The sequence below is a fragment of the Marinobacter lipolyticus SM19 genome (genome assembly GCF_000397065.2).
In the GTDB taxonomy this organism is placed as follows: Bacteria; Pseudomonadota; Gammaproteobacteria; order Pseudomonadales; family Oleiphilaceae; genus Marinobacter; species Marinobacter lipolyticus.
The window spans coordinates 81,865-102,721 of the sequence record NZ_KE007329.1; the positions used below are offsets into that span (position 1 = coordinate 81,865).

Sequence of the window (20,857 nt, forward strand, 5' to 3'; positions counted from 1 at the left end):
GCAGGGGCGGAGGGAATCCCCCAAGTTCTTTCCAGCGATTGACGATACCGCAGAACAGGTCGGCGGTTTTTTCCGCATCATAGGCCGCCGAGTGTGCTTCCTTGTTACTGAAGGGAATGCCGGCCAGTTTGCACGCCTGTGCCAGTACGGTATGGCCATAGGCCAACCCGGCAAGCGTTGCGGTATCGAATGTCGAGAACGGATGGAAAGGGTTACGCTTGATGTCTGAACGCAGGGCGGCTGCGAATACGAAGTTGTGATCGAACGTCGCGTTATGTCCCACCAGGACCGCTCGTTTGCAGTCGTGGGCTTTGACGGCCTTGCGGATCGGACTGAAAATCTCACTCAGGCCTTCCCGCTCGGGCACAGCTTCACGCTCCGGGTTCCAGGGATCAATACCGGTAAAATCGAGCGCGGACTGTTCCAGATTCGCGCCTTCAAAGGGGTCGATCTGCTGAACGTGGGTTTCCGCGCGCCTCAGCCAGCCGTCTTCGTCCATCGTCAACAGCACCGCAGCCACTTCCAGAAGGGCGTCTTTTTCCGGGTTGAAGCCACCGGTCTCGACATCAACAACCACCGGGAGAAATCCCCGGAAACGTCGCGCCATCGGATGCGGTTCTTTGTTTTCGTCAGTCACTCAAACTCCTAGGGATTGGCCGGGGTACGGGTTAAAGGTAAAGGATGTCCGGTTCAGGCGCTCGTCAGCTGCCACTTCATGGTTTCGCCTGCGCGAAGTGGGACAATGGTGCCGTCTGCCAGTGGCAGTTCCGCGGGCATCGTCCAGCTTTGTCTGACGAGGGTAATGGTGTCGGAATTTCGTGGCAGGCCATAGAAATCCGCTCCATTGAAGCTGGCAAATGCTTCCAGCTTGTCGAGAATGCCCAGTTCCTCAAAAATCTCCGCATACAGGGCAATCGCGCCGTAGGCAGAGTAGCAGCCGGCACAACCGCAGGATGCTTCTTTCTTGTCCTTGCCATGGGGCGCGGAGTCCGTGCCCAGGAAGAAGCGCTTGTCACCGCTGGCAACGGCTTCCCGCAACGCTTGTTGGTGCCGGTTTCGCTTCAGGATTGGCAAGCAGTACAGATGGGGGCGAATGCCGCCCACCAGCATGTGATTGCGGTTGTACATCAGGTGCTGTGGCGTCACGGTTGCCGCCAGGTTGCCGCCCTTATGCTGGCGGACAAACTCGGCGGAGTCGGCGGTAGTAATGTGTTCCAGTACGACTTTGAGAGTCGGGAACGCGGCGAGGGTCGGCGTCAGTACACGCTCCAGGAACACTTTTTCCCGATCAAAAATATCGATATCCGTATCGGTCACTTCGCCGTGGACCAGCAACAGCATGCCGCAATCGGCCATGGCTTCCAGCACGGGATAGATGTTGCGAATGTCGGTCACACCGGAGGCGGAGTTGGTGGTGGCTCCGGCCGGGTACAGTTTGGCGGCGACCACGCCAGCGGATTTTGCTTCTCGGATGTCTTCAGCCGTGGTGGATTCAGTCAGGTAAAGAGTCACCAGCGGTTCGAACGGGATGTCACCGGCGGCGCTCAGGATACGCTGACGATAAGCCATGGCGTCACTCGCGGTGGTCACCGGTGGCACCAGGTTGGGCATGATGATCGCACGGCCAAAACACCGGGCGGTGGCCGGCACCACATCATTCAGAACGGCGCCGTCTCTTACGTGCAGGTGCCAGTCATCGGGTCGGGTGATGGTCAGTTGTTCAGTCATGCAGCGTTTCCAGCTATTTGTAGGGCCGGGCGGATGCCGGCGTAAAATTTGGCGGGATTATACCAGATGCCGTGTGCAATTGTTTCCGGGCAGGGGCTAAAGAAACGATTGCGACTGCCGTTAAACGGGGAGCAACCCAGATACTGACGGATAGATGCCATGGTCAGACTCTCAACCTTGTTCCCGCGTACAGCCGCGCTTGCCTCCATGGTGTTGATGGGAGCCAGTGGTGCAGCATTGTCGTCCAGTTTTGGTGCCGGTATCGAAAACAGCCAGTGGTACGTTTCGGAGTCGGTATTTGAATGCTCCATGGTCCATGAAGTGCCTGGATATGGCCGGGCTGTTTTCCGCCACAAGGCCGGAGAGCAGCTGTCGTTTTACCTTGAATCGGATACGGCATTGATGCGACCGGGCAAGGGCAGTCTCGTAGTGGAGGCGCCAGTCTGGCGTCCGGGGGCTGCTCCCCGCAAGGTTGGTGCCGTCAATGTCGGTGAAGGCCGGCGGCCAGTGGCTCTCAGTTCCCGCCAGGCTATGTTGATAGCCCAGGGACTCCTGGATGGCATGACTCCCACCGTGACGCGGGAATCCTGGTACGACCGCAGTCCGGTTCGGGTGCGGGTTTCCAACATCAATTTTGCCGGCCAGTATGAAAGTTACCGCGCCTGTACCACCAACCTTTTGCCGGTAAACTACGATCAGATCAAACGCTCCCGGATTCCGTTTCGAGCGGGCAGTACCAGCCTTGCTGAGGGGGATCGGGAATTGTTGGATAATATTGTGACCTATGTGCAGGCGGATTCGACGGTGGAGCGTATCTTCGTCGATGGCCACACCGACAGCAGCGGCAGTCGCATCGATAATCGTGCTCTGTCTGAACAGAGAGCCAATGCCGTCGCGGATTATCTGATCGAGAAGGGCGTGCCTCAGGACCTGATCACCGTTCGCGCCCACGCTGACCAGTACCCGGCTTCCCGACGCCCCGCCGACAACCGGCGCACCACCATTCGCCTGCAACGGCAGGGTGAACGGCCGGAACTCCAGCAAGCCAACGGGTATGAGGCTGGATACTCCGGTTAATGCGCCGAGCTTAATACCTCCAGATGGGCGTTGACACTTTCTGCGAGCGCCCTCAGGTGGTAGCCCCCTTCCAGGGTTGAAATGACCCGGTCATTGGCGTGGTCACTGGCCACGCTGGTGATCATTTCTGTCAGCCAGCGATAATCCTCCACCTCCAGATTCAGCTCCGCCATCGGGTCCAGCCGATGACCGTCGAACCCTGCCGACACCAGAATCACCTGGGGCCTGAAGTCCTGCAGCTTTTTCAGCCAGCCGGATTCCACGGCTTTGCGGTAGTCCAGTGCCGAACAGTTCGACTCAATGGGTATATTGACGATATTTTCCGGCTGACGGTGTACGTGGGAGTGAGGGTAGAACGGATGCTGGAAGCTGGAGCACATCAGTATGCGTTCGTCACCACCAATAATGTCAGCGGTGCCGTTGCCCTGATGCACATCGAAATCGATGATGGCGACCCGCTCCAGGTGATGGAAGTTCAGTGCCCGCATCGCGGCCAGGGCAACGTTGTTGTAAAAGCAGAACCCCATGGACTTGCTGCGCTCGGCATGATGCCCGGGCGGCCGTGCGCAGACGAAGGCATTGGTGACCTGAGAGCTCATCACCATATCGACGGCCTGGATGTTGGCGCCCGCTGCCAGCCTGGCTGCGCGCAGGGTGTCGGGCATCATGGCGGTATCTGGGTCGGTGAAGACTCGACCACGGGTCGGTTGCATCAGGTCCAGCTGGTGCAGGTATTTTTCCGGGTGGACGGTCAGTAACTGGTCCCGAGTTACTTCCTCAGGTCGCACCCAGTCCAGCGTATCACCCACCCCGGAATCGGCCAGGTAACTGATGATGGCAGAGAGCCGTTGCGGCGACTCGGGGTGTTCCGGGCCCATGTTGTGCTTCAGGCAGTCATCATGAGAGAAGAAAGCTGTGGTCATACGGATCCTGACTACTCGTTTCCTGCATGTGTGTTCCGCATGCGAGGTTTTTGCTTGTATTTCCATCAATATTATCAGGGATGATACGTGGTTGCCGTGTTTCTTTGGTCTTATAGGGGTAATCGACATTTTACATCAGGAAACAACCGCCTAAGATAAGGATAGCCTCATCAATGATTGAAAACGGCAAGGAGTTTGCGCTTGAGCACCCGCTATCTGGAAAGTCTTTTTAACCCATCGTCCATTGTGGTGATTGGTGCTTCCGAGCGGGCGGACAACCTTGGCGGCATGGTGTTGCGTAATCTTTTGGGGGGCGGCTATCCGGGGCAACTCCTGGTCATCAACCAGAACGACTACGACAACGTGCACGGCGTGCCTTGTGTCCGGAAGGTTTCGAAAATGGAATTCTGCCCGGATCTGGCAATTATCTGTACACCGCCGGACACGGTGCCCAAAATGGTGCGCAAACTTGGGGAGGCGGGGGTACGTACCGCTATCGTAATGACTGGCGGGATGTCCCGTACCCACAGTAAAACCGGTCAGCCGTTGATGTATTCGGTTCGGGATGCCGCCCGGGAGACCGGAATCCGGGTGTTGGGGCCCAATACCATCGGGCTGATGGTGCCGGCGAGAAGCCTGAACGCAACTTATGCCCATATGGGCGCTATTCCGGGCAAGGTCGCTTTTGTCGGCCAGTCCGGTACCGTGGCCAGCTCCATCATCGACTGGGCGTTTGCCAGGGGTGTGGGCTTTTCCTACTTCCTGACCCTTGGCGACGGCATGGACATCGACCACGATGACCTGATCGATTACCTCGCCCAGGACAGCCAGACCCGCGCCATCCTGCTGCACATCGAGAATATCCCCAACCCCCGGCGCTTTATGTCGGCCGTGCGGGTTGCTTCCCGCACCAAGCCGGTTATTGCGGTCAAGAGCGGACGCACGCCGGAATCGGAATGGTTTGCCCATCAGCTGCCGGCGGGTGTCACACGTAGCGACCCGATCTACGATGCCATGCTCCAGCGTGCAGGTGTGCTGCGGGTGGATGGCCTTGGCCAGATGTTCGATGCCCTTGAGACTCTGACCCGGATGCGTCCCTTGCGTCGGGAGACCCTGGCAATCATGGCCAATGGTGTGGGGCCGGGCGTGCTGGCGGTTGACCGGCTGATCGATCTGGGTGGTGAGCTGGCACAACTTTCGGAATCCAGCATCGAGGCGCTGGCGGAGAATCTGCCCCCTTACTGGACCCGGAAGAACCCCATTGATCTCAACTACGATGCGTCACCGGAACTGTACGCCAAAGCCATCAAGATCCTCGCCAAGGATCCCGAAGTGGCGAATGTCCTGGTTATGTACGCTCCCAGCCTGACGGAAGATAGCCTGCAGATCGCCGATGCGGTGGTTCATGCCGCCAAGGGTAGCCGGTTGAATGTGTTTACCTGCTGGTTGGGGCAGAGCACCGTGATGGATGCCCGTGATGAATTCTACCGCGCCGGGCTGCCGTCGTTTTTTAACCCGGAGAAAGCGGTGATGGCCTTTATGCAGCATGTGCGTCACCAGCGGGTTCAGCGTCTACTCACGGAAACCCCGGAGTCTTTCACGGACCACTTTGATGACCGGACCCAGACTCGCCGTGTGGTGGTGGGAGCCCTGCGTTCCGGGCGGATGCATCTATCGAATCGCGAAGCACGGGAAGTGGTTCGGGATTACGGTATCAATACGATTGAAACCATTTACTGCGATGATGTGGAAGAGGTTCTGGAGGCATTCGCGGTAGAGCGCCGCCCGGTGGATATCACGGTGATTCATCAGCAGACCTGTTACCCGTTTCTGGAGCTGAGTACCGGCCAGCGTCGGTTCAAGGGGACCATTCAGAAACTTAACAGTGAAGCCGCGATCATTGAATCCTGTCGGGTACTGATAGACGAGTACCAGCAGCATTTCCCGGATAGCGGGTTCCTCGGCTTTGCGGTGCAGCGATCCTACCAGCATGTGGGAGGGATCGAATTCAGCGTCGGTATTACCCGGGACTCGGTTTTCGGGCCACTGGTGGTCTGTGGCGCCGCCGGTGCCCAGATCAACGTCATGACCGACCGCCAGATTGCGCTACCGCCCCTGAACATGGTGCTGGCCCGGGAGCTGTTGCGCCGAACCTATATGTACAAGCTGCTGAAGGAGCACAGCCTGAAGCCCGAGGAGGACATCCGGGCGGTTTCGGAAACCCTGGTAACCCTGTCCCAGATTGTGATCGATATTCCTGAGATCCGCGGACTGGAAATTTCGCCACTGCTGTTCAACCAACAGGGCGCCGTCGCGGTGAACATTGCCATCGACCTGGACGACAAACCCGGGCGACCAATCATCCAGCCTTATCCCCGGGAACTGGAAGAATGGATCATGCTGCCAAAGTCCGGTCGCCGGGTGATTATCCGACCGGTGCTGGCGGAGGACGAACCGGCTCACCGGGTCTTCCACGAGCTGCAGTCACCGGAGTCCATCCGCTACCGTTTCTTTCAGTATCGCAAGCATTTCTCCCGCGAAGACGTCGCCCAGATGGTGCAGATCGACTATGACCGGGAAATGGTTTTCATCGCGAATGCCCCGAGGGAAGACGGCGAAGGGGAGGAAACCCTGGGAACCGTCCGCGTCTGGACCGACGCCGATAATCTTCGCTGTGAGTTCGCCGTCATGGTGCACGACAACATGAAGGGGGAAGGCCTCGGTGTTGCCTTGATGCAGAAGATGATCGATTACTGCCGGTCACGGGGGACCGTGGAAATGGTCGGTAACGTATTGCCGGATAACCGGCCCATGCTACAGCTGGCGGAGCACCTCGGGTTCGAGATTCAGTACAACATGGAAGAGGAAGTGATGGATTTGCGGTTGGTGCTGAACGAACCGGATAAGGACTGGCAGCGGGAGCGTCTGCTCAAGAGCTCCCACTGACAGCCAAGTGTCCCGTCTGGCTAATTCGTTAACCTACTGCGGGACACTAGCTTCAGGCCTCGTCGACAATCGCTGAGCGGTCTTCACCACCCAGGGCTTCCAGCAGGCCCGGAATGAGCCTTGCCAGTTCCAGGGTCATCAGCGCAAAAGCAGCATCAAATCGGGCGGCAGCATCATCGGCATCCACGTCGTCCAGTTTCTCCTGCAGGGTATCGCCGAACTTGAGCCGGCGGATCCCCAGTTCCTCATCCAGTACGAACGACAGGCTGTCGTCCCAGGTGACGGCCAGCTTGGTCACCTGCATGCCCGTATCAAGGTGGTTGCGGATCTCGTCCGCCTGTAAATCAAGCCCTTTGCAACGCACAACTCCACCATCTTCGGATGGATCCTTGAGCTCGCATTCGCTGCCCAGGGTCACGGTGGCTGGCAGATCTACGGTTTCGTTCAGCCATCCGGTGAAGGTGAAGGCCGGTGCCTGCTCTACAGCCGGCGGCCGGACGGGCAGGGAACCAAGGCTTTTGCGCAGGAATGACGCCAGATCCTCGGCCTGCTTGGAAGAACCGGCGTCGACGACAAGCACGCCGTCTTTGGGGGCCAGATAGGCGAAGCAGCGACGGTTCTTGGAAAAGGCCTGGGGCAGCATTTCCAGCATCACCTGTTCCTTGATTTCGTCTTTTTCCTTGCGGCGTACTTTGCGTCCCTGTTCGATTTCAATCGCTTCGGCACGCTCTTCAACCAGCTCTTTCACTACTGGGCCGGGCAGGATTTTCTCCTCTTTGCGCAGTGCGATCAGGTGGTAGCCGTTGGTGCTGTGCACCAGCATGTCGCTGTGTTTGCCAAGCGGCGGAATCCATCCCTGTCGTGTGGTTTCCTGTGGGCCGCAAGGCTTGAATACATCGCTCTGCAGCTTTTCTTCCAAAGCTTCAGCGGTAATATCGAAAGGCTTGGTAAAACGAAAAACACGGGCATTACGAAACCACATCAGGGTCGATCCTTGTCAGAGTTTCAAAATGGGGAAAGGATGATACGGCCACCGGTCAGTGGCCGTAAAGTGCTAACGCTGGCGGCACATCACAGCTGCATGACTTCTACCATGACGGTTTTCACAATGAAGCCGACGACGCCTGCGCCCAACACCGTAAACAGGGCAATGGTGCCAAAACGGCCGGCCTGAGACTTCTTGGCGAGATCCCAGACGATAAAACCCATCCAGATGATCAGGCCGGTGAGAAGGACCAGCATGGCAATCTGGGAAAAGACTGCTTCGTTCATTCAAAACTCCGGAAATGCTGATAAGGGTTACTGTTCATCCCGCAGGAACAGCCAGTTGTTCTGGTCTGACTGTTCTTCGCAGAAATAGTAACCATCAAGGTTAAAGCCTTTCAGATCGTCTGCCTGGGTAATGCCGTTCTGAATGGCATACCGGCACATCAAACCTCGGGCTTTCTTTGCATAGAAGCTGATCATCTTGTACTGGCCGTTCTTCCAGTCCTTGAACTGTGGCGTGATCAGGCGGCCTTGCAGATCCTTCTTGCGAACGCTTTTGAAGTATTCGTTGGAGGCCAGGTTCACCAGAACATCGTCATCCTCAGCCAGCAACCGGTTCAGTTCATCAGTAATCCGGTTACCCCAGAAGGCGTAGAGATCCTTGCCCCGGGTGTTTTCAAACCTGGTGCCCATCTCCAGCCGGTAAGGCTGCATCAGATCCAACGGCTTGAGCACGCCGTAGAGACCGGACAGCATGCGCAGATGGTTCTGGGCAAACTCGAACTCTTTTTCACTGAAGCTTTCGGCATCCAGGCCGGTGTAAACATCGCCCTTGAAAGCGAGGATGGCCTGGCGGGCATTCTCCGGTGTAAATGGCGTGTGCCATTGCTGGAACCGGTCGGCATTCAGTTGTCCCAGCTTGTCGCTGATGCTCATCAGGTTGCTGACCTGATGGGGCTCCAGCGTTTTCAACTGGTCCACCAGTTCGCAGGCGTCTTCCAGGAAATCCGGCTGGCTGAAGTGCTCGGTTGCCAGTGGACTTTCGTAATCCAGGGTTTTGGCCGGGGAAATAACCATCAACATGTCAGGCTGTCCTCATTGAAGAAAAGTCAGTAGCTGGTCCCGGGTAAATGGCCAGTCCAGTTCGGCGCCAGTATCGTTGCGGCGTAACACCGGGATGCGGGTGCCGTAACGGTTCACCAGTTCCTCGGACTGGGCAATGTCGATCACATCCACCGGAATAGGCGCCGGCATGGGAGTGTTTACAAGCAGGGCTTCCGCCAGTTCACACAGATGGCATTGGGACGTGGTATAAAACAGCAGCTGCATTATTTTGGCTGAGCATCCAGTTGTTGACCGTTAATGCCTGCGCTGTCCTTACCCATCAGGTACAGGTAGGTTGGCATCAGCTCTTCCGGGGCCGGGTTTTGCCGGGGATCTTCTGCCGGGTATGCGTGGGCGCGCATATTGGTCCGTGTGGCACCCGGGTTCAGGCTGTTGACGCGCACATTGTGGCGTTCGTCATCCAGCTCTTCTGACAGCAGTTGGCTTAGTCCCTCAACTGCGAATTTCGAGACCGCATAAGCGCCCCAGTAGGCTTTGGCCTTGCGCCCAACGCCCGACGAAGTAAAGATGACCGAAGCGCCAGTAGAGAGGCGCAGCAAGGGAATAACGGCGCGGGTCAGCAGGAACGGGGCAGTGGCATTGACGTGCATAACCTGGTTCCAGGTTTCCGGATCGTACATCTCCACCGGACTGCGGGTGCCGAGGATTCCGGCGTTGTGCAACAGACCGTCAAGGCGACCGAAGTTGTCTTCGATGGTCATAGCCAGTTCTTCGTATTCCTTGACCGCTGCACCTTCCAGATTCAGGGGCACTATCGCTGGCTTGGGGTGGCCGGCGGCCTCGATTTCATCGTAGACGGATTCCAGCTTTGATACGGTCCGGCCGAGCAGAATCACAGTGGCGCCATGGGCGGCGTAAGCCTTGGCAGCTGCACGGCCAATGCCGCTTCCGGCTCCGGTCACCATGATGATACGGTCTTTCAGCAGATCTGCTGGTGCCTGATAATCTTGCATAACCTGTCTCCGATTTGGGGAAACCGATGTGGGTCCAACATTTGAATGGGGCTATTGTAACAGTTTTGCCAGGTCCTGGACGGTGTCGGCCACCAGATCTGCTTGCCACAAGTCAACGGTTTCAGGCTCTTCAATGTAGCCATAACGCACGGCAATGGTGGTCATGCCGGCATTTCGGCCAGCTTCAATGTCACGTTCATGATCGCCTACGTAGATACCCTCAGCCGGGTCTGTGCTCAGTTGCTGACAGGCAAGATGAAGCGCTTCCGGGTGGGGTTTGCGATGGGTGACATGGTCCGGACAGACCACTACGGCGCAACGCTGTGCCAGGCCGAGGGCTTCGATCAGGGGGGCCGCAAAGCGCACCGGTTTGTTGGTGACAATACCCCAGGGAATGTCCCGTGACTCCAGATCACTGAGAATAGCGTCCATTCCCTCGAACAACCGGGTTTCAATGGCGACACCTTCCTCGTACAGGTCCAGAAACGCCGTGTGTTTCTCCAGGTAATCCGGGTGTTCCGGTTCCAGCCCGAAACCAACACGGATCATTGCCCGTGCGCCGTTGGAAACGGAGTGGCGGATGGTTTCCGGTGGTAGAGATTCCATGCCGTGATGGACCCGCAACAGGTTCAGGCAGCGGATAAAGTCCGGCGCGGTATCTATCAGTGTGCCGTCCAGGTCGAACAGCACGATCGAAGGTTGCTGGTTCACAGTTGCGGGTCACCTTCCCGGGTATCCAGGGCGTGCATCATGTAGTTAACGTCCACATCCCGTCCAAGGCGGTAAACCTTGGTGACCGGGTTATAGGTCATCCCGGTGAGCTCACGGACGTCCAGCCCTGCGTGACGCAAGTGGTCCGACATTTCCGATGGGCGGATGAACTTGCGCCACTCATGAGTACCTTTCGGCAGTAAGCCCAGCACGTATTCCGCGCCGACAATAGCAAACAGGAAGGACTTGGGGTTGCGGTTGATGGTGGAGACAAACAGGTGGCCGCCGGGCTTGAGCATGGCAGCACAGGCCTTGATGACCGATGATGGGTCGGGTACATGCTCCAGCATTTCCAGGCAGGTCACCACATCGTATTGCCCGGCGTGTTCCGGATCTGCCGCTAATGCTTCCACGGTGATCTGTCGGTAATCAACCTTGATACCGCTCTCCAGTCCGTGCAGCCTGGCCACCGACAAAGGGGCTTCGCCCATATCGATGCCTGTGACGTGGGCGCCGCGGCGCGCCATGCCTTCTGATAACAGGCCTCCACCACAGCCCACATCCAGCACCTTTTTACCAGCCAGTGGAGCGCGTTCGTCGATGTAGTTCAGCCGCAGCGGATTGATGTCGTGCAGCGGTCGAAACTCGCTGGTCGGATCCCACCAGCGGCTGGCAAGGGCCTCAAACTTGGCGATTTCGTTGTGATCTACATTCTGGTTGTTCATAGTCAGTTCTGCCTGATTGAAAATAGGGTAACGGCGAAAGGAAGTGCCTGCCTTATTGCTTACGAATCCGGTCAGACCAGGATTGTACCCTGAGCATCAGGTCCGGCACGTCGATCCGGGTCAGCCGACCTTCCTGGACCTGGGGAATGCCGTTGATCCAGCTGTGGCTGACCTGACGGCCGTGGTTGCTGTATACCAGATGCGATGCCGGATCATATACCGGCTGCAGGAAGGGGTCGCTCAAATCGACAGCAATGATATCTGCCAGCTTACCAGCTTTCAGTGACCCTAGATCGTGTTCGCGACCCAGTGCCCTGGCACCCTGTATGGTGGCCATGGCAATGGCCTGATGGGCGGGCAGCGCGGCTGCATCCCCGGCCACCACCTTGGCGACCATGGCTGCGGTGCGAAGTTCCCCAAACAGGTCCAGGTCATTGTTACTGGCGGCGCCGTCGGTTCCAATGGCCACGTTAATGCCGGCCTCTTCCAGCTTCTGCACCGGGCACAGCCCGCTGGCGAGCTTGAGGTTGGATTCCGGGCAGTGGATAACATGGGCACCGGACTGTTGCAGTAAGGCAATATCGGATTCGTCAATCTGGGTCATGTGCACACACTGGGTGCGTGTGCCCAGAACACCCAGCTCTGCGAGCCTTGCCGTAGGACGTCTGCCGGACTTTTCCAGCGCTTCCGTGACCTCGAACTCTGTTTCGTGCAGGTGAATCTGGATTGGCGCTCCGGTGTCGGCAGACAGGGCCACCGCTCGCACCATTGGATCATCGGATACTGTGTACGGTGCGTGGGGACCGATGGCAGGCATGATGTAATCATCTCCTTGCCAATCCCTGATAAAGGCGGCGCCTTTGTCGAGATACTCATCCGGACCCGAGCCCCAGGGTGTCGGGAAGTCCAGGAGAGGGAAACAGACCTGCGCGCGCATGCCGGCATCGTGGGCCATCTGGGCTACGATCTCCGGAAAGAAGTACATGTCAGCGAAGGTGGTGGTGCCAGTGCGCAGCATCTCGGCCATAGCCAGCTGGGTGCCATCGGCAATAAAGGCCTCATTGATGAATGCACCCTCGGCGGGCCAGATATGATCGTTCAGCCAGGTCATCAGCGGCAGGTCGTCCGCCATGCCCCGGAACAGTGACATGGCAGCGTGGCCATGCATGTTGATCAGACCCGGCAATACCACATGGTGGTCCAGGTCTATGGTTTCACGGACGCGGAAACGGGCATCGGCCTCTTCCCGGGATACCACCGCTGCAATCCGGTCTCCCTGGATAATCACTGCCTGGTTGTGCAGTACGGTGTTAGCGGGCTCCACCGGAACGAGCCAGCGGGCGTTAATGCGAATATCGGCTGCAGTAATGGTATCTGCCGTCATTGACCCTGCCTTTTGGGTGCGGTTCGGGCTCCTGTCACCATGGACAGATCCCGGAGAATGTAGCCGGAAAGTATAACCAGCCGCCGCCCGGAGAACTACCCTGGATTCAGGGCTGAGAATATCGCTTCAAGGCAGGTATACTGGCGGGCTTACGTCATGGGTTTAATCTATCGGAGTTCACTGATGCCGAAGTCATCCAATCCGTCCGCAAACCATGCAATGGGTACTGTCGCCATGCGTTGGCATGAAAGCAGCCTGGAACTGCTGGACCAGCGGCTTCTGCCGGCGGAGGAACACTGGATTACACTGGAAGGCGCTTCCGGTGTAGCCCAGTGTATTCGCGATATGGTGGTGCGTGGAGCACCTGCCATCGGTATCAGTGCCGCTTATGGTGTGGCACTGGCGGCTCGCCATGCGGGTGGTGGTGACTGGCAGGCTGAAATAAAACAGGCTATCCGTGAGTTGGCGGCATCGCGCCCGACTGCGGTCAACCTGTTCTGGGCCTTGCAGATCATGGAGAAGGAGTTCCATGGCTGCCATTCCCTGGACGAGGCGGTCAAGCGTCTGTCGGCGATGGCGGTGCGTATCCATGAGGACGATCTGGCGGCCAACCTGGCGATGGCAGACCGTGCCCTGGAGTTTATGGCCCCGGACAAGCCGTTTTCGGTACTGACCCATTGCAACACAGGGGCTCTGGCAACCGGAGGTTATGGCACGGCCCTGGGTGTGATTCGCCGTCTTCATGAGGAAAATCTGTTGAAGCGGGTGTATGCCGATGAAACCCGCCCCTGGCTGCAGGGTAGCCGTCTGACGGCGTGGGAACTGGCTCGGGAGGGTGTCCCCGTCACCCTGAATGCAGATGGAGCGGCTGCTGCGATTCTCGCCAGGGGCGAGGTTAAGTGGGTTGTTGTAGGAGCCGATAGGATCACGGCCAATGGTGATGTCGCCAACAAGATCGGTACTTATAGCCTGGCGGTGTTGGCACGCCATCACAAGGTGGGGTTTATGGTGGTGGCACCCTCAAGCACCGTCGATATGGCCCTGGCGTCGGGACAGGATATCCCTATCGAGGAGCGTGACGGCAGTGAGGTGAGACAGATCAAGGGTGTTCCTGTTGCGCCGGAAGGCGTGCGTGTATTCAACCCGGTCTTTGATGTGACGCCCGCCAGCCTGATCGATGCCATTGTCACCGAGAAAGGGGTTGTCCATAACCCCAATATTACGGGCATGAGGGCGCTATTCGGCTGAACCCTCGTATTTTTCCTGGAGTTCAGCCACTTTCTGTTCCTGTTCCTCAACGAAGTGCAAAGACATCTCAAAGCTTTGCCGGGTGAACTCCAGGACCTTCTGGAACCCTTCGTCGGAGAGAGTCCGGGCGTCGTCGTGGCGACGGAAAATGTTGATGAATTCCCGCTCCCGTTCGAACTGTAAAGGCAGCCGGCCGATACCCCAGTCGTTGAGAATCTGCCAGACTTCGGGGTTGTAATTGCGCGTGGTGCGCAGGATGAAGGGAATCGGATCGTTGCGGGCGATCAGCGCGGCAAGCCGGAGAATAAGCTCGAATGACAGTGTCGCGGTGCCATTTTCCACGGCTTCCAGAACAGACTTGTCCTTGAGGTTCAGTGCCTCGCTCATTTCGGATAAGGTCAGCCCCGCGACCTCGCGGATGTCCTTGAGTGATTGTCCCGCCGTCAGCATCATTCGCAACTGATCCTGGGAATTAATCAACGCCCGACCAACCCGCAGGGACGTATCGGTTGAGCGGGCGGCGAAACGCAGAGCGGAACCGGTCATGCCGGTGATGCGATTAACCAGGGATTTCTGGTCTCGGGCGTCGTCTCCCTGCTCCAGTCCTTCCACCTCTTCCAGGGACTTCATGGCATGCATGGCATCCATAAGCATGCCCTGAAGCATCTGTGCTTTCTTACGATCGTCGTCTTTGGCGGTCATTGGCAGCCTTGCTGGTTCGGTTTCACGCGTTGTCTCAGCGCGCCTGTGCTGTGATTTGCCTTGGGTTCAGAATGGATGCCATGCGCTGATCCAGCTCAAGCATGTCAGCCATGATGTGACCGCCCTCGCGGATGATGAAATCGAGTTCTTCGTCGGTGCTGTTGAGGTCCGCTGCCTGGATATCCTGCCAGTCATCCAGTTCTTCCAATGTATCGAACGGCTCTTCACCACGAAGTTCACGACGTGCGTTGGCGATGGTCAGGCGAGTATGCTCGATCTGGGACTGGTGCTCCTTGCGTTGATCGTGGTTCAGACTTACCGACTCCAACTCCCTCTGCTCCTTCAGGAAATCAATTTCCTGTTGCAACAGGCGAAATTCCGGGCTGGCCTCGAACCGATCTTCATGGCGCTGGCGCAGTTCGTCGATTACGCCGCTGAAGTCGAAATAACGGGCATGGGGCACTGCTTCAATCTGGTCCCAGGGCAGGGCATGATCCAGAGCGTCTTCGCCGATACGGGTCTTGTCGACCCGGGAAGGAATCTCGATATCCGGAATGACGCCCTTGTGTTGGGTGGAGCCGCCGGATACCCGGTAGAATTTCGACTGGGTGATTTTCAGCTGCCCGTGGTTCAACGGACGTACCGCCTGTACAGTGCCCTTGCCGAAGGTCTGGGAACCCACCACCAGGCCGCGTCCGTAATCCTGAATGGCTCCCGCAAAAATTTCCGAAGCGGATGCGCTCATGCGGTTTACCAGCACCACCAGCGGCCCGTCATAGGCAACCGACGGATCCTGATCGGTCAGAACCTGAACGTCGTTGTTGGAGTTGCGGATCTGCACAGTCGGGCCCTGGTCGATGAACAGGCCCACCAGATCATTGGCTTCGTGCAATGCACCGCCACCGTTATTGCGCAGGTCCATTACCACGCCGTCTACGCCGTCCGCCTTCAACTCTTCTATCAGGTCGCGTACGTCCCGCGTCGTGCTTTTATAGTTGGGGTCACCTTCCTGCATGGCTTTGAAATCCGCATAGAAGGTTGGAATGTTGATGACGCCAATCTGGTAACTTTGGCCACCCCGCTCAAGCTCAATGACGTCCTTGCTTGCGCTTTGTTCCTCCAGTTTGACCTTGTCACGCTGGATGGCAATCGTTTTGGTGACGGTTTCGTCGGTAGCGCTGGCGGGAATGACTTCCAGAGTCACCGTGGATTCCCGAGGGCCGCGAATCAGGTCCACGACTTCGTCCAGGCGCCAGCCGATGACGTTAACCGGCTTTTCTTCATCTTCCTGGGTCACCGAGACAATGCGATCCGCCGGCTGGAGCTGACCCTGCTTGGCTGCGGGGCCGCCCGGAACAAGGCGGACCACCTTGGTGTATTCATTGTCGGCCTGGAGGACCGCGCCAATCCCCTCGAGTGACAGACTCATGTTGATATTGAAGTTCTCGGAAGTGCGCGGTGAGAAGTATGAGGTATGGGGGTCCCACATGCCGGCAAAGGCATTCATGTAGGCCTGGAAAGCGTCCTCACTGCGGGCCTGGTAGGCGCGCTTGAGCTGGCCTTCGTAGCGTTGGCGCAGGCTTTCTTCAATGGCTTCGTCATCTGAGCCGTTCAGCCGCTGCGCCAGGACCGCATTCTTGACCCGTTTTACCCAGAGCGAGTCCAGAGCTTCTTTGTTGGGTTCCCACTCTGCTTCGGACCGATCCAGGCGAATGGTTTCCTCGGTGTTGAAGTTCAGGTTGTCGATTCCCTGGTCGATGAGGGAGAGAGCAAAGTTGAGGCGCTCAATCATCCGTTGCTGGACCAGGTTGTAAATGTCAAAGCCGGGTTGGAGTTGCCCGGTTTTAAGGGCAGACCCGAGCCCCATGCGAATTGCCGAGAATTTCCGGATGTCTTCCTGGGTGAGATAAATCCGTTGGCCGTCCAGGTAGTCCAGATAAGCATCGAAAACGTCACCGGAGAGTGAGTCGTTGATGCCGAGATTTCGGAAATGGGTGAACTGCAGCTGGCGGGCGATCAATATATTGGCGCGAGCCTGCTCTACCGTTGGTGTGACTGGTTCATACTGTGCGTCCCGATCGACAGCGCCAGAGACTGAAAACGGCATGGCCAGCATCAGAGCGAGAGTGATGCCTTTGACCAGGGGCCGGGCTTGCATGTTTCTGGTGATCAATCGTTGCGCGATGCTCATAAACGTTTTACCTGACGGTGCATGGCAATACAGATAGGTCTGGCGGGTAAACTGCGTGGGTAGGTCCCCATGGAACAGATACGCCTGACGGGTATCGCCGAATTTGGCTCATGGATTTATTGTAGGCAAGCGTTATAACGGTTGCCATAGCCCCGACGTATCGGTTCGTGACAATCTGTCCATGATGTGGGCAGGTTTGTAGTCGAATCAGGAGAGCGAGCAGGGTATTACGGGGGCCTGGTAGCCCCCGTAACCCGCCAGTTACGAGAACAGCGCGTTGGTTTCGGCTTTTTCCAGCAGCAATGCCGGTGGAGCAAAGCGGTCACCATACTGATCCGCCAGTTCCTTGGCCCGTTCCGCGAAGGCCCTCACGCCGTATTGGTTGATGAACTGGATGGCGCCACCAGTCCAGGGGGCATACCCGATGCCGAAGATGCTGCCGATATTGGCGTCTTCCACGGTTTTGAGAACGCCTTCTTCCAGACAGCGGACTGTTTCAATGGCCTGGATGAACAGAATGCGATCTTTCAGGTCCTGGAGCTTCACGGCGCTGGCCTTTTCGGCGTCAACGTACAGATTTTCCAGTTCTGGCCAAAGATATTTCTTACCGTTGGCGGGGTAATCGTAGAACCCGGCGCCGGCGGCCTTGCCTTTGCGATTGTGGATGTCCACCATCTGATCAATCACCGCCTCTGCCGGGTGGGGCTGCCAGGTGCCACCGGCGGCTTCGGTGTCCTTCTTGCTCTGGGCGCGGATGTGTTGCATCAGGGTCATGCTGACTTCATCGGAGATCGCCAGCGGCCCCACAGGCATGCCCGCCAGAACGCCTGCGTTTTCGATGCTGGAGGGATGGATACCTTCGCCCAACATGGAGATGCCCTCATTGACGAAGGTGCCAAATACCCGGGAGGTGAAGAAGCCGCGGCTGTCATTGACCACAATCGGGATCTTGCCGATCTGCTGAACGTAATCGAATGCTCTTGCCAGGGTATCCTCGGAGGTTTTCTCGCCAACGATGATTTCAACCAGCTGCATCTTGTCCACGGGAGAGAAGAAGTGCAGGCCAATGAAGTTATCCGGTTTGGCGGAGGCCTCGGCCAATTGCGTAATGGGAATGGTCGAGGTGTTGGAGGCAAAGATACCGTTGTTGACCAGCTTGGGTTCTGCTTCCTGGGTGACCTTGGCTTTCAGGCCGCTGTCCTCGAAGACGGCTTCGATCACCAGGTCGCAACCTTCCAGGTCGTCTGCGGAATCTGTGGCCTTGATACGGTCCAGGACGTTGGCTTTCTGCTCTTCGGTCATACGGCCACGGCTGACCTTCTTTGCGAGCAGTTTTTCGGAATAGCTTTTGCCTTTCTCCGCGTTTTCCACCGATACGTCCTTAAGGACGACCTCAATGCCGCGGGTTGCGGTGGAGTAGGCGATGCCTGCACCCATCATGCCCGCGCCCAGTACACCGACTTTTTTGAAGGTTTCTTTTTCAACACCTTCGGGACGGCTGCCGCCAGCGTTGATGGCGTTCAGCTGGAACCAGAAAGTGCCGGTCATGTTCTTGGCCACCTGACCAATGACCAGCTCGGCAAAGTACCGGGTTTCAATCAGGCTGCCGTTATCAAAATCGACTTGGGCGCCTTCCACGGCGGCGGAGAGAATGCGCTCCGGTGCCGGGTAGCAGCCTTTGGTCTTCTGCTTGAGCATGGCCGGGGCAATCGCCAGCTTCTGTGCCATCGCCGGGTGATGGGGCGCACCGCCGGGCAGTTTGAAACCTTTCTGATCCCACGGTTGCTGGCATTTGGGGTTGGCTTCGATAAAGGCGCGGGCCTTCGTCATCATGTCTTCGGGGGATGACGCCAGCTCATTGACAATACCGGCTTTCAGGGCTGCCTTGGGCTTGACCTTCTTGCCTTCCATCAGAAATGGGAACGCGGCCTCAAGGCCGATCATCCGCGGCAGACGCTGGGTCCCGCCACCGCCGGGCAGCAGGCCCAGGGTAACCTCGGGCAGACCCAACTGGATGCTGTCGTTATCCAGGACAATGCGGTGATGGCAGGCCAGGGCAATCTCCAGGCCCCCGCCCAGTGCAGTACCATTAATGGCCGCAACCACAGGCTTGCCGCAGGTTTCCAGGGCGCGCATTTCCGCTTTCAGGCCGTTGACCATATCCTCGAAGGCCTGGGCATCGTCGCGGGTGACTTTGTGCAGTTCTTTCAGGTCACCCCCGGCAAAGAAAGTTTTCTTGGCGGAGGTCACGATGATGCCGCGAATGTTGTCGAGGTCCTGTTTCACGCGGGCCACGGTTTCGGTCAGTCCCTGGCGGAAGTCCGCGTTCATGGTGTTGGCGGACTGGCCCGGCATGTCGATGGTCAGGGTCAGAATCTGATCTGAACCCAGGTTGTATTGGATGGCGCTCATAATTTGGTTCTCCTGTCAGAAAAAGTGTCGGGCTCAGACGCGTTCGATGATGGTGGCAATACCCATGCCGCCGCCCACACACAGGGTGGCCAGACCGTAGCGCAGCTCGCGGCGTTCAAGTTCATCGAGCAATGTGCCTACGATCATCGCGCCGGTGGCTCCCAGGGGGTGGCCCATGGCAATGGCGCCGCCGTTGACGTTCACTTTTTCATCTGGAACAGAGAGTTCCTTCTGGAAGCGCATGACCACGGATGCAAACGCTTCGTTCACTTCAAACAGGTCGATCTGGTCGACAGTCATGCCGGCCTTTTCCAGCGCCTTGCGGGCTGCGGGAGCAGGACCGGTGAGCATGATGGTGGGGTCGGTGCTGGTAACCGCGGTTGCCACAATGCGAGCCCGGGGCTTAAGACCGAGGGCTTTGCCTTTGGCTTCGCTGCCAATCAGCAAGGCGGTGGCGCCGTCCACAATGCCCGAGGAGTTACCGGCGTGATGGACGTGGTTGATCTTTTCCACGTAATGGTACTTTTCCCGTGCGACGCCATCGAAGCCCATCTCGCCCATCATCTGGAAAGACGGTTTGAGTCCTGCCAGTGATTCCACCGTGGTGTTGGCGCGGACCTGTTCGTCGCGATCCAGGATGATGACACCGTTCTGGTCAGTGACAGGAACAATGGATTTGATGAAATGGCCATTTTCCCAGGCATTGGCTGCTTTTTGCTGGGATTTCACTGCGAAACTGTCGACATCTTCGCGGCTGAAGCCTTCGATTGTTGCGATCAGGTCGGCACCGATGCCCTGGGGCATGAAGCCGGTGTGCAGGTTGGTGGCGGGGTCGGTGGCCCAGGCGCCACCGTCAGAGCCCATGGGGACGCGGGACATGGCTTCTACACCGCCGGCCACCACCATATCTTCCCATCCTGAGCGTACCTTCATGGCTGCCAGGTTGACGGCTTCCAGGCCGGAAGCGCAGAAACGGTTCAGGGTAACGCCGGCCACTTTCTCATCCCAGTCGGCTGCCAGAGCTGCAGTTTTGGCAATGTCCGCCCCCTGATCGCCAACGGCAGTGACACACCCCATCACGATGTCGTCTACCTGGGCGGTATCCAGGTTGTTTCTCTCCTGCAGTGCGTTAAGAACGGTGGTCAGCAGCGTAATGGGCTTGACGCTATGGAGGGAGCCGTCTTTCTTGCCGCGCCCCCGGGGGGTGCGTACTGCATCGAAGATATACGCTTCGGTGGTCATTGCTATTCCTCTGGTGGTTATTGTTTCAAGACACTTGTCTGATGGTGTAACCATAGCCGGTTGCGGATGCCCCGCGTAATGACGCCGGCTGCCAATCGCATTGGCGAAAGTGCTCACAGCTTCCATGACAAGGTGGCCGGGGGGATCTATGGTTTAAGCACAGGCATGAGTAAACTGGAGGGTGAGGATGTCCCTGAGAGACGGAATCAATAATTTCTATGAGCGGCTGGTGGAGGATGCAATCGACGCCACCCGACAGGACTCCGATACCGCCGACTTCCTGACAGATGTGATGTGCGTTGCACTTAACCGTTTGCCAACACGCTACTACCGCCATTCCATCGATATGATGTTTTACCTGGGAGATGACGAACTAAGGGCCATGAAGCAAAAATCCCTGGCCGCCGTTCAGGAGGCCAGGGATTTTGTGGAGAGCCATCAGCGAGATTGAGAGCCATCAGCGAGATTGAGAGTCATCAGCGAGATTGAGAGTCATCAGCGTG

Annotated in this window: 19 protein-coding genes; 4 read left to right on the forward strand and 15 right to left on the reverse strand. The window is 57.6% G+C overall.

Annotated elements, in window-relative coordinates; translation table 11 throughout:
• Together rnt and pyrC are read right to left on the reverse strand one after the other, a co-directional pair.
• Nucleotides 1-637 (reverse strand): ribonuclease T (rnt, locus tag MARLIPOL_RS17285; protein ID WP_012139625.1); only part of this gene is annotated, 637 nt, incomplete at its 3' end.
• A gap of 53 nt (nucleotides 638-690) precedes the next feature.
• Nucleotides 691-1,728 (reverse strand): dihydroorotase, encoded by a 1,038-nt coding sequence (pyrC, locus tag MARLIPOL_RS17290; RefSeq protein WP_012139626.1) that lies wholly within the window; start codon nucleotides 1,726-1,728, stop codon nucleotides 691-693.
• 207 nt (nucleotides 1,729-1,935) lie between these two features.
• Here pyrC and MARLIPOL_RS17295 point away from each other — a divergent pair, with 207 nt between their 5' ends.
• A complete protein-coding gene (locus tag MARLIPOL_RS17295) occupies nucleotides 1,936-2,805 on the forward strand; it encodes a flagellar protein MotY (RefSeq protein WP_051123180.1) in 870 nt (289 codons plus the stop codon).
• Here the strand turns inward: MARLIPOL_RS17295 and MARLIPOL_RS17300 are convergent.
• Complete coding sequence (locus MARLIPOL_RS17300; protein ID WP_012139629.1) at nucleotides 2,802-3,728, reverse strand: histone deacetylase family protein; 927 nt, start codon at nucleotides 3,726-3,728, stop codon at nucleotides 2,802-2,804. The two genes, MARLIPOL_RS17295 and MARLIPOL_RS17300, sit on opposite strands and share 4 nt — an antisense overlap.
• 201 nt (nucleotides 3,729-3,929) lie before the next feature.
• Between MARLIPOL_RS17300 and MARLIPOL_RS17305 the strand changes: the two genes are divergently transcribed.
• Complete coding sequence (locus MARLIPOL_RS17305) at nucleotides 3,930-6,674, forward strand: bifunctional acetate--CoA ligase family protein/GNAT family N-acetyltransferase (protein WP_012139630.1); 2,745 nt, start codon at nucleotides 3,930-3,932, stop codon at nucleotides 6,672-6,674.
• Between the two features lie 52 nt (nucleotides 6,675-6,726).
• Here MARLIPOL_RS17305 and rdgC read toward each other — a convergent pair whose 3' ends face one another.
• The 8 genes from rdgC to MARLIPOL_RS17345 all read right to left on the reverse strand — a co-directional run bounded on the left by rdgC (nucleotide 6,727) and on the right by MARLIPOL_RS17345 (nucleotide 12,559).
• On the reverse strand, nucleotides 6,727-7,656 hold the full coding sequence (gene rdgC / locus MARLIPOL_RS17310; RefSeq protein WP_012139631.1) for a recombination-associated protein RdgC: 930 nt from the start codon (nucleotides 7,654-7,656) through the stop codon (nucleotides 6,727-6,729).
• A gap of 89 nt (nucleotides 7,657-7,745) precedes the next feature.
• Entirely contained in the window at nucleotides 7,746-7,946 is a 201-nt protein-coding gene (locus MARLIPOL_RS17315) for a DUF2788 domain-containing protein (protein ID WP_012139632.1), read from the reverse strand.
• 27 nt (nucleotides 7,947-7,973) lie between these two features.
• The gene (gene yaaA, locus MARLIPOL_RS17320; protein ID WP_012139633.1) at nucleotides 7,974-8,744 is read right to left on the reverse strand and encodes a peroxide stress protein YaaA; all 771 of its coding nucleotides are present in this window, start codon (nucleotides 8,742-8,744) and stop codon (nucleotides 7,974-7,976) included.
• A 12-nt stretch (nucleotides 8,745-8,756) separates the two neighbouring features.
• Complete coding sequence (locus MARLIPOL_RS17325; RefSeq protein ID WP_012139635.1) at nucleotides 8,757-8,990, reverse strand: glutaredoxin family protein; 234 nt, start codon at nucleotides 8,988-8,990, stop codon at nucleotides 8,757-8,759.
• Nucleotides 8,990-9,739: a YciK family oxidoreductase gene (locus MARLIPOL_RS17330; RefSeq protein WP_012139636.1), complete on the reverse strand. Its 750-nt coding sequence runs from the start codon at nucleotides 9,737-9,739 to the stop codon at nucleotides 8,990-8,992. The genes MARLIPOL_RS17325 and MARLIPOL_RS17330 overlap by 1 nt, the downstream gene beginning before the upstream one ends.
• A 51-nt stretch (nucleotides 9,740-9,790) precedes the next feature.
• Nucleotides 9,791-10,450, reverse strand: coding sequence for an HAD family hydrolase (locus MARLIPOL_RS17335; protein WP_012139637.1), 660 nt, complete (start codon nucleotides 10,448-10,450; stop codon nucleotides 9,791-9,793).
• Nucleotides 10,447-11,175, reverse strand: coding sequence for a bifunctional 2-polyprenyl-6-hydroxyphenol methylase/3-demethylubiquinol 3-O-methyltransferase UbiG (gene ubiG / locus MARLIPOL_RS17340; protein WP_012139638.1), 729 nt, complete (start codon nucleotides 11,173-11,175; stop codon nucleotides 10,447-10,449). Before ubiG ends, MARLIPOL_RS17335 begins: the two co-directional genes overlap by 4 nt.
• Nucleotides 11,176-11,227: 52 nt before the next feature.
• The gene (locus MARLIPOL_RS17345; RefSeq protein WP_012139639.1) at nucleotides 11,228-12,559 is read right to left on the reverse strand and encodes a TRZ/ATZ family hydrolase; all 1,332 of its coding nucleotides are present in this window, start codon (nucleotides 12,557-12,559) and stop codon (nucleotides 11,228-11,230) included.
• Nucleotides 12,560-12,742: 183 nt separating this feature from the next.
• Here MARLIPOL_RS17345 and mtnA point away from each other — a divergent pair, with 183 nt between their 5' ends.
• Nucleotides 12,743-13,807 (forward strand): S-methyl-5-thioribose-1-phosphate isomerase, encoded by a 1,065-nt coding sequence (mtnA, locus tag MARLIPOL_RS17350; RefSeq protein ID WP_012139640.1) that lies wholly within the window; start codon nucleotides 12,743-12,745, stop codon nucleotides 13,805-13,807.
• Here the strand turns inward: mtnA and MARLIPOL_RS17355 are convergent.
• The 4 genes from MARLIPOL_RS17355 to MARLIPOL_RS17370 all read right to left on the reverse strand — a co-directional run bounded on the left by MARLIPOL_RS17355 (nucleotide 13,796) and on the right by MARLIPOL_RS17370 (nucleotide 20,354).
• Nucleotides 13,796-14,509 carry a helix-turn-helix domain-containing protein gene (locus MARLIPOL_RS17355; protein WP_012139641.1) on the reverse strand — a complete coding sequence of 238 codons (714 nt, stop codon included), beginning with the start codon at nucleotides 14,507-14,509 and terminating at the stop codon, nucleotides 13,796-13,798. The genes mtnA and MARLIPOL_RS17355 overlap by 12 nt on opposite strands.
• Nucleotides 14,510-14,543: 34 nt before the next feature.
• Nucleotides 14,544-16,700, reverse strand: a complete 2,157-nt coding sequence (locus MARLIPOL_RS17360; protein ID WP_012139642.1) for a carboxy terminal-processing peptidase — start codon at nucleotides 16,698-16,700, stop codon at nucleotides 14,544-14,546.
• Between the two features lie 261 nt (nucleotides 16,701-16,961).
• Nucleotides 16,962-19,112, reverse strand: a complete 2,151-nt coding sequence (locus MARLIPOL_RS17365; RefSeq protein ID WP_012139643.1) for a 3-hydroxyacyl-CoA dehydrogenase NAD-binding domain-containing protein — start codon at nucleotides 19,110-19,112, stop codon at nucleotides 16,962-16,964.
• Nucleotides 19,113-19,145: 33 nt separating this feature from the next.
• Nucleotides 19,146-20,354 (reverse strand): acetyl-CoA C-acetyltransferase, encoded by a 1,209-nt coding sequence (locus tag MARLIPOL_RS17370; protein ID WP_012139644.1) that lies wholly within the window; start codon nucleotides 20,352-20,354, stop codon nucleotides 19,146-19,148.
• Nucleotides 20,355-20,541: 187 nt separating this feature from the next.
• On the opposite strand from MARLIPOL_RS17370, the gene MARLIPOL_RS17375 reads away from it, so the two are divergent.
• The gene (locus MARLIPOL_RS17375) at nucleotides 20,542-20,805 is read left to right on the forward strand and encodes a late competence development ComFB family protein (protein ID WP_012139645.1); all 264 of its coding nucleotides are present in this window, start codon (nucleotides 20,542-20,544) and stop codon (nucleotides 20,803-20,805) included.
• The last annotated feature ends 52 nt before the right edge of the window (nucleotides 20,806-20,857 follow it).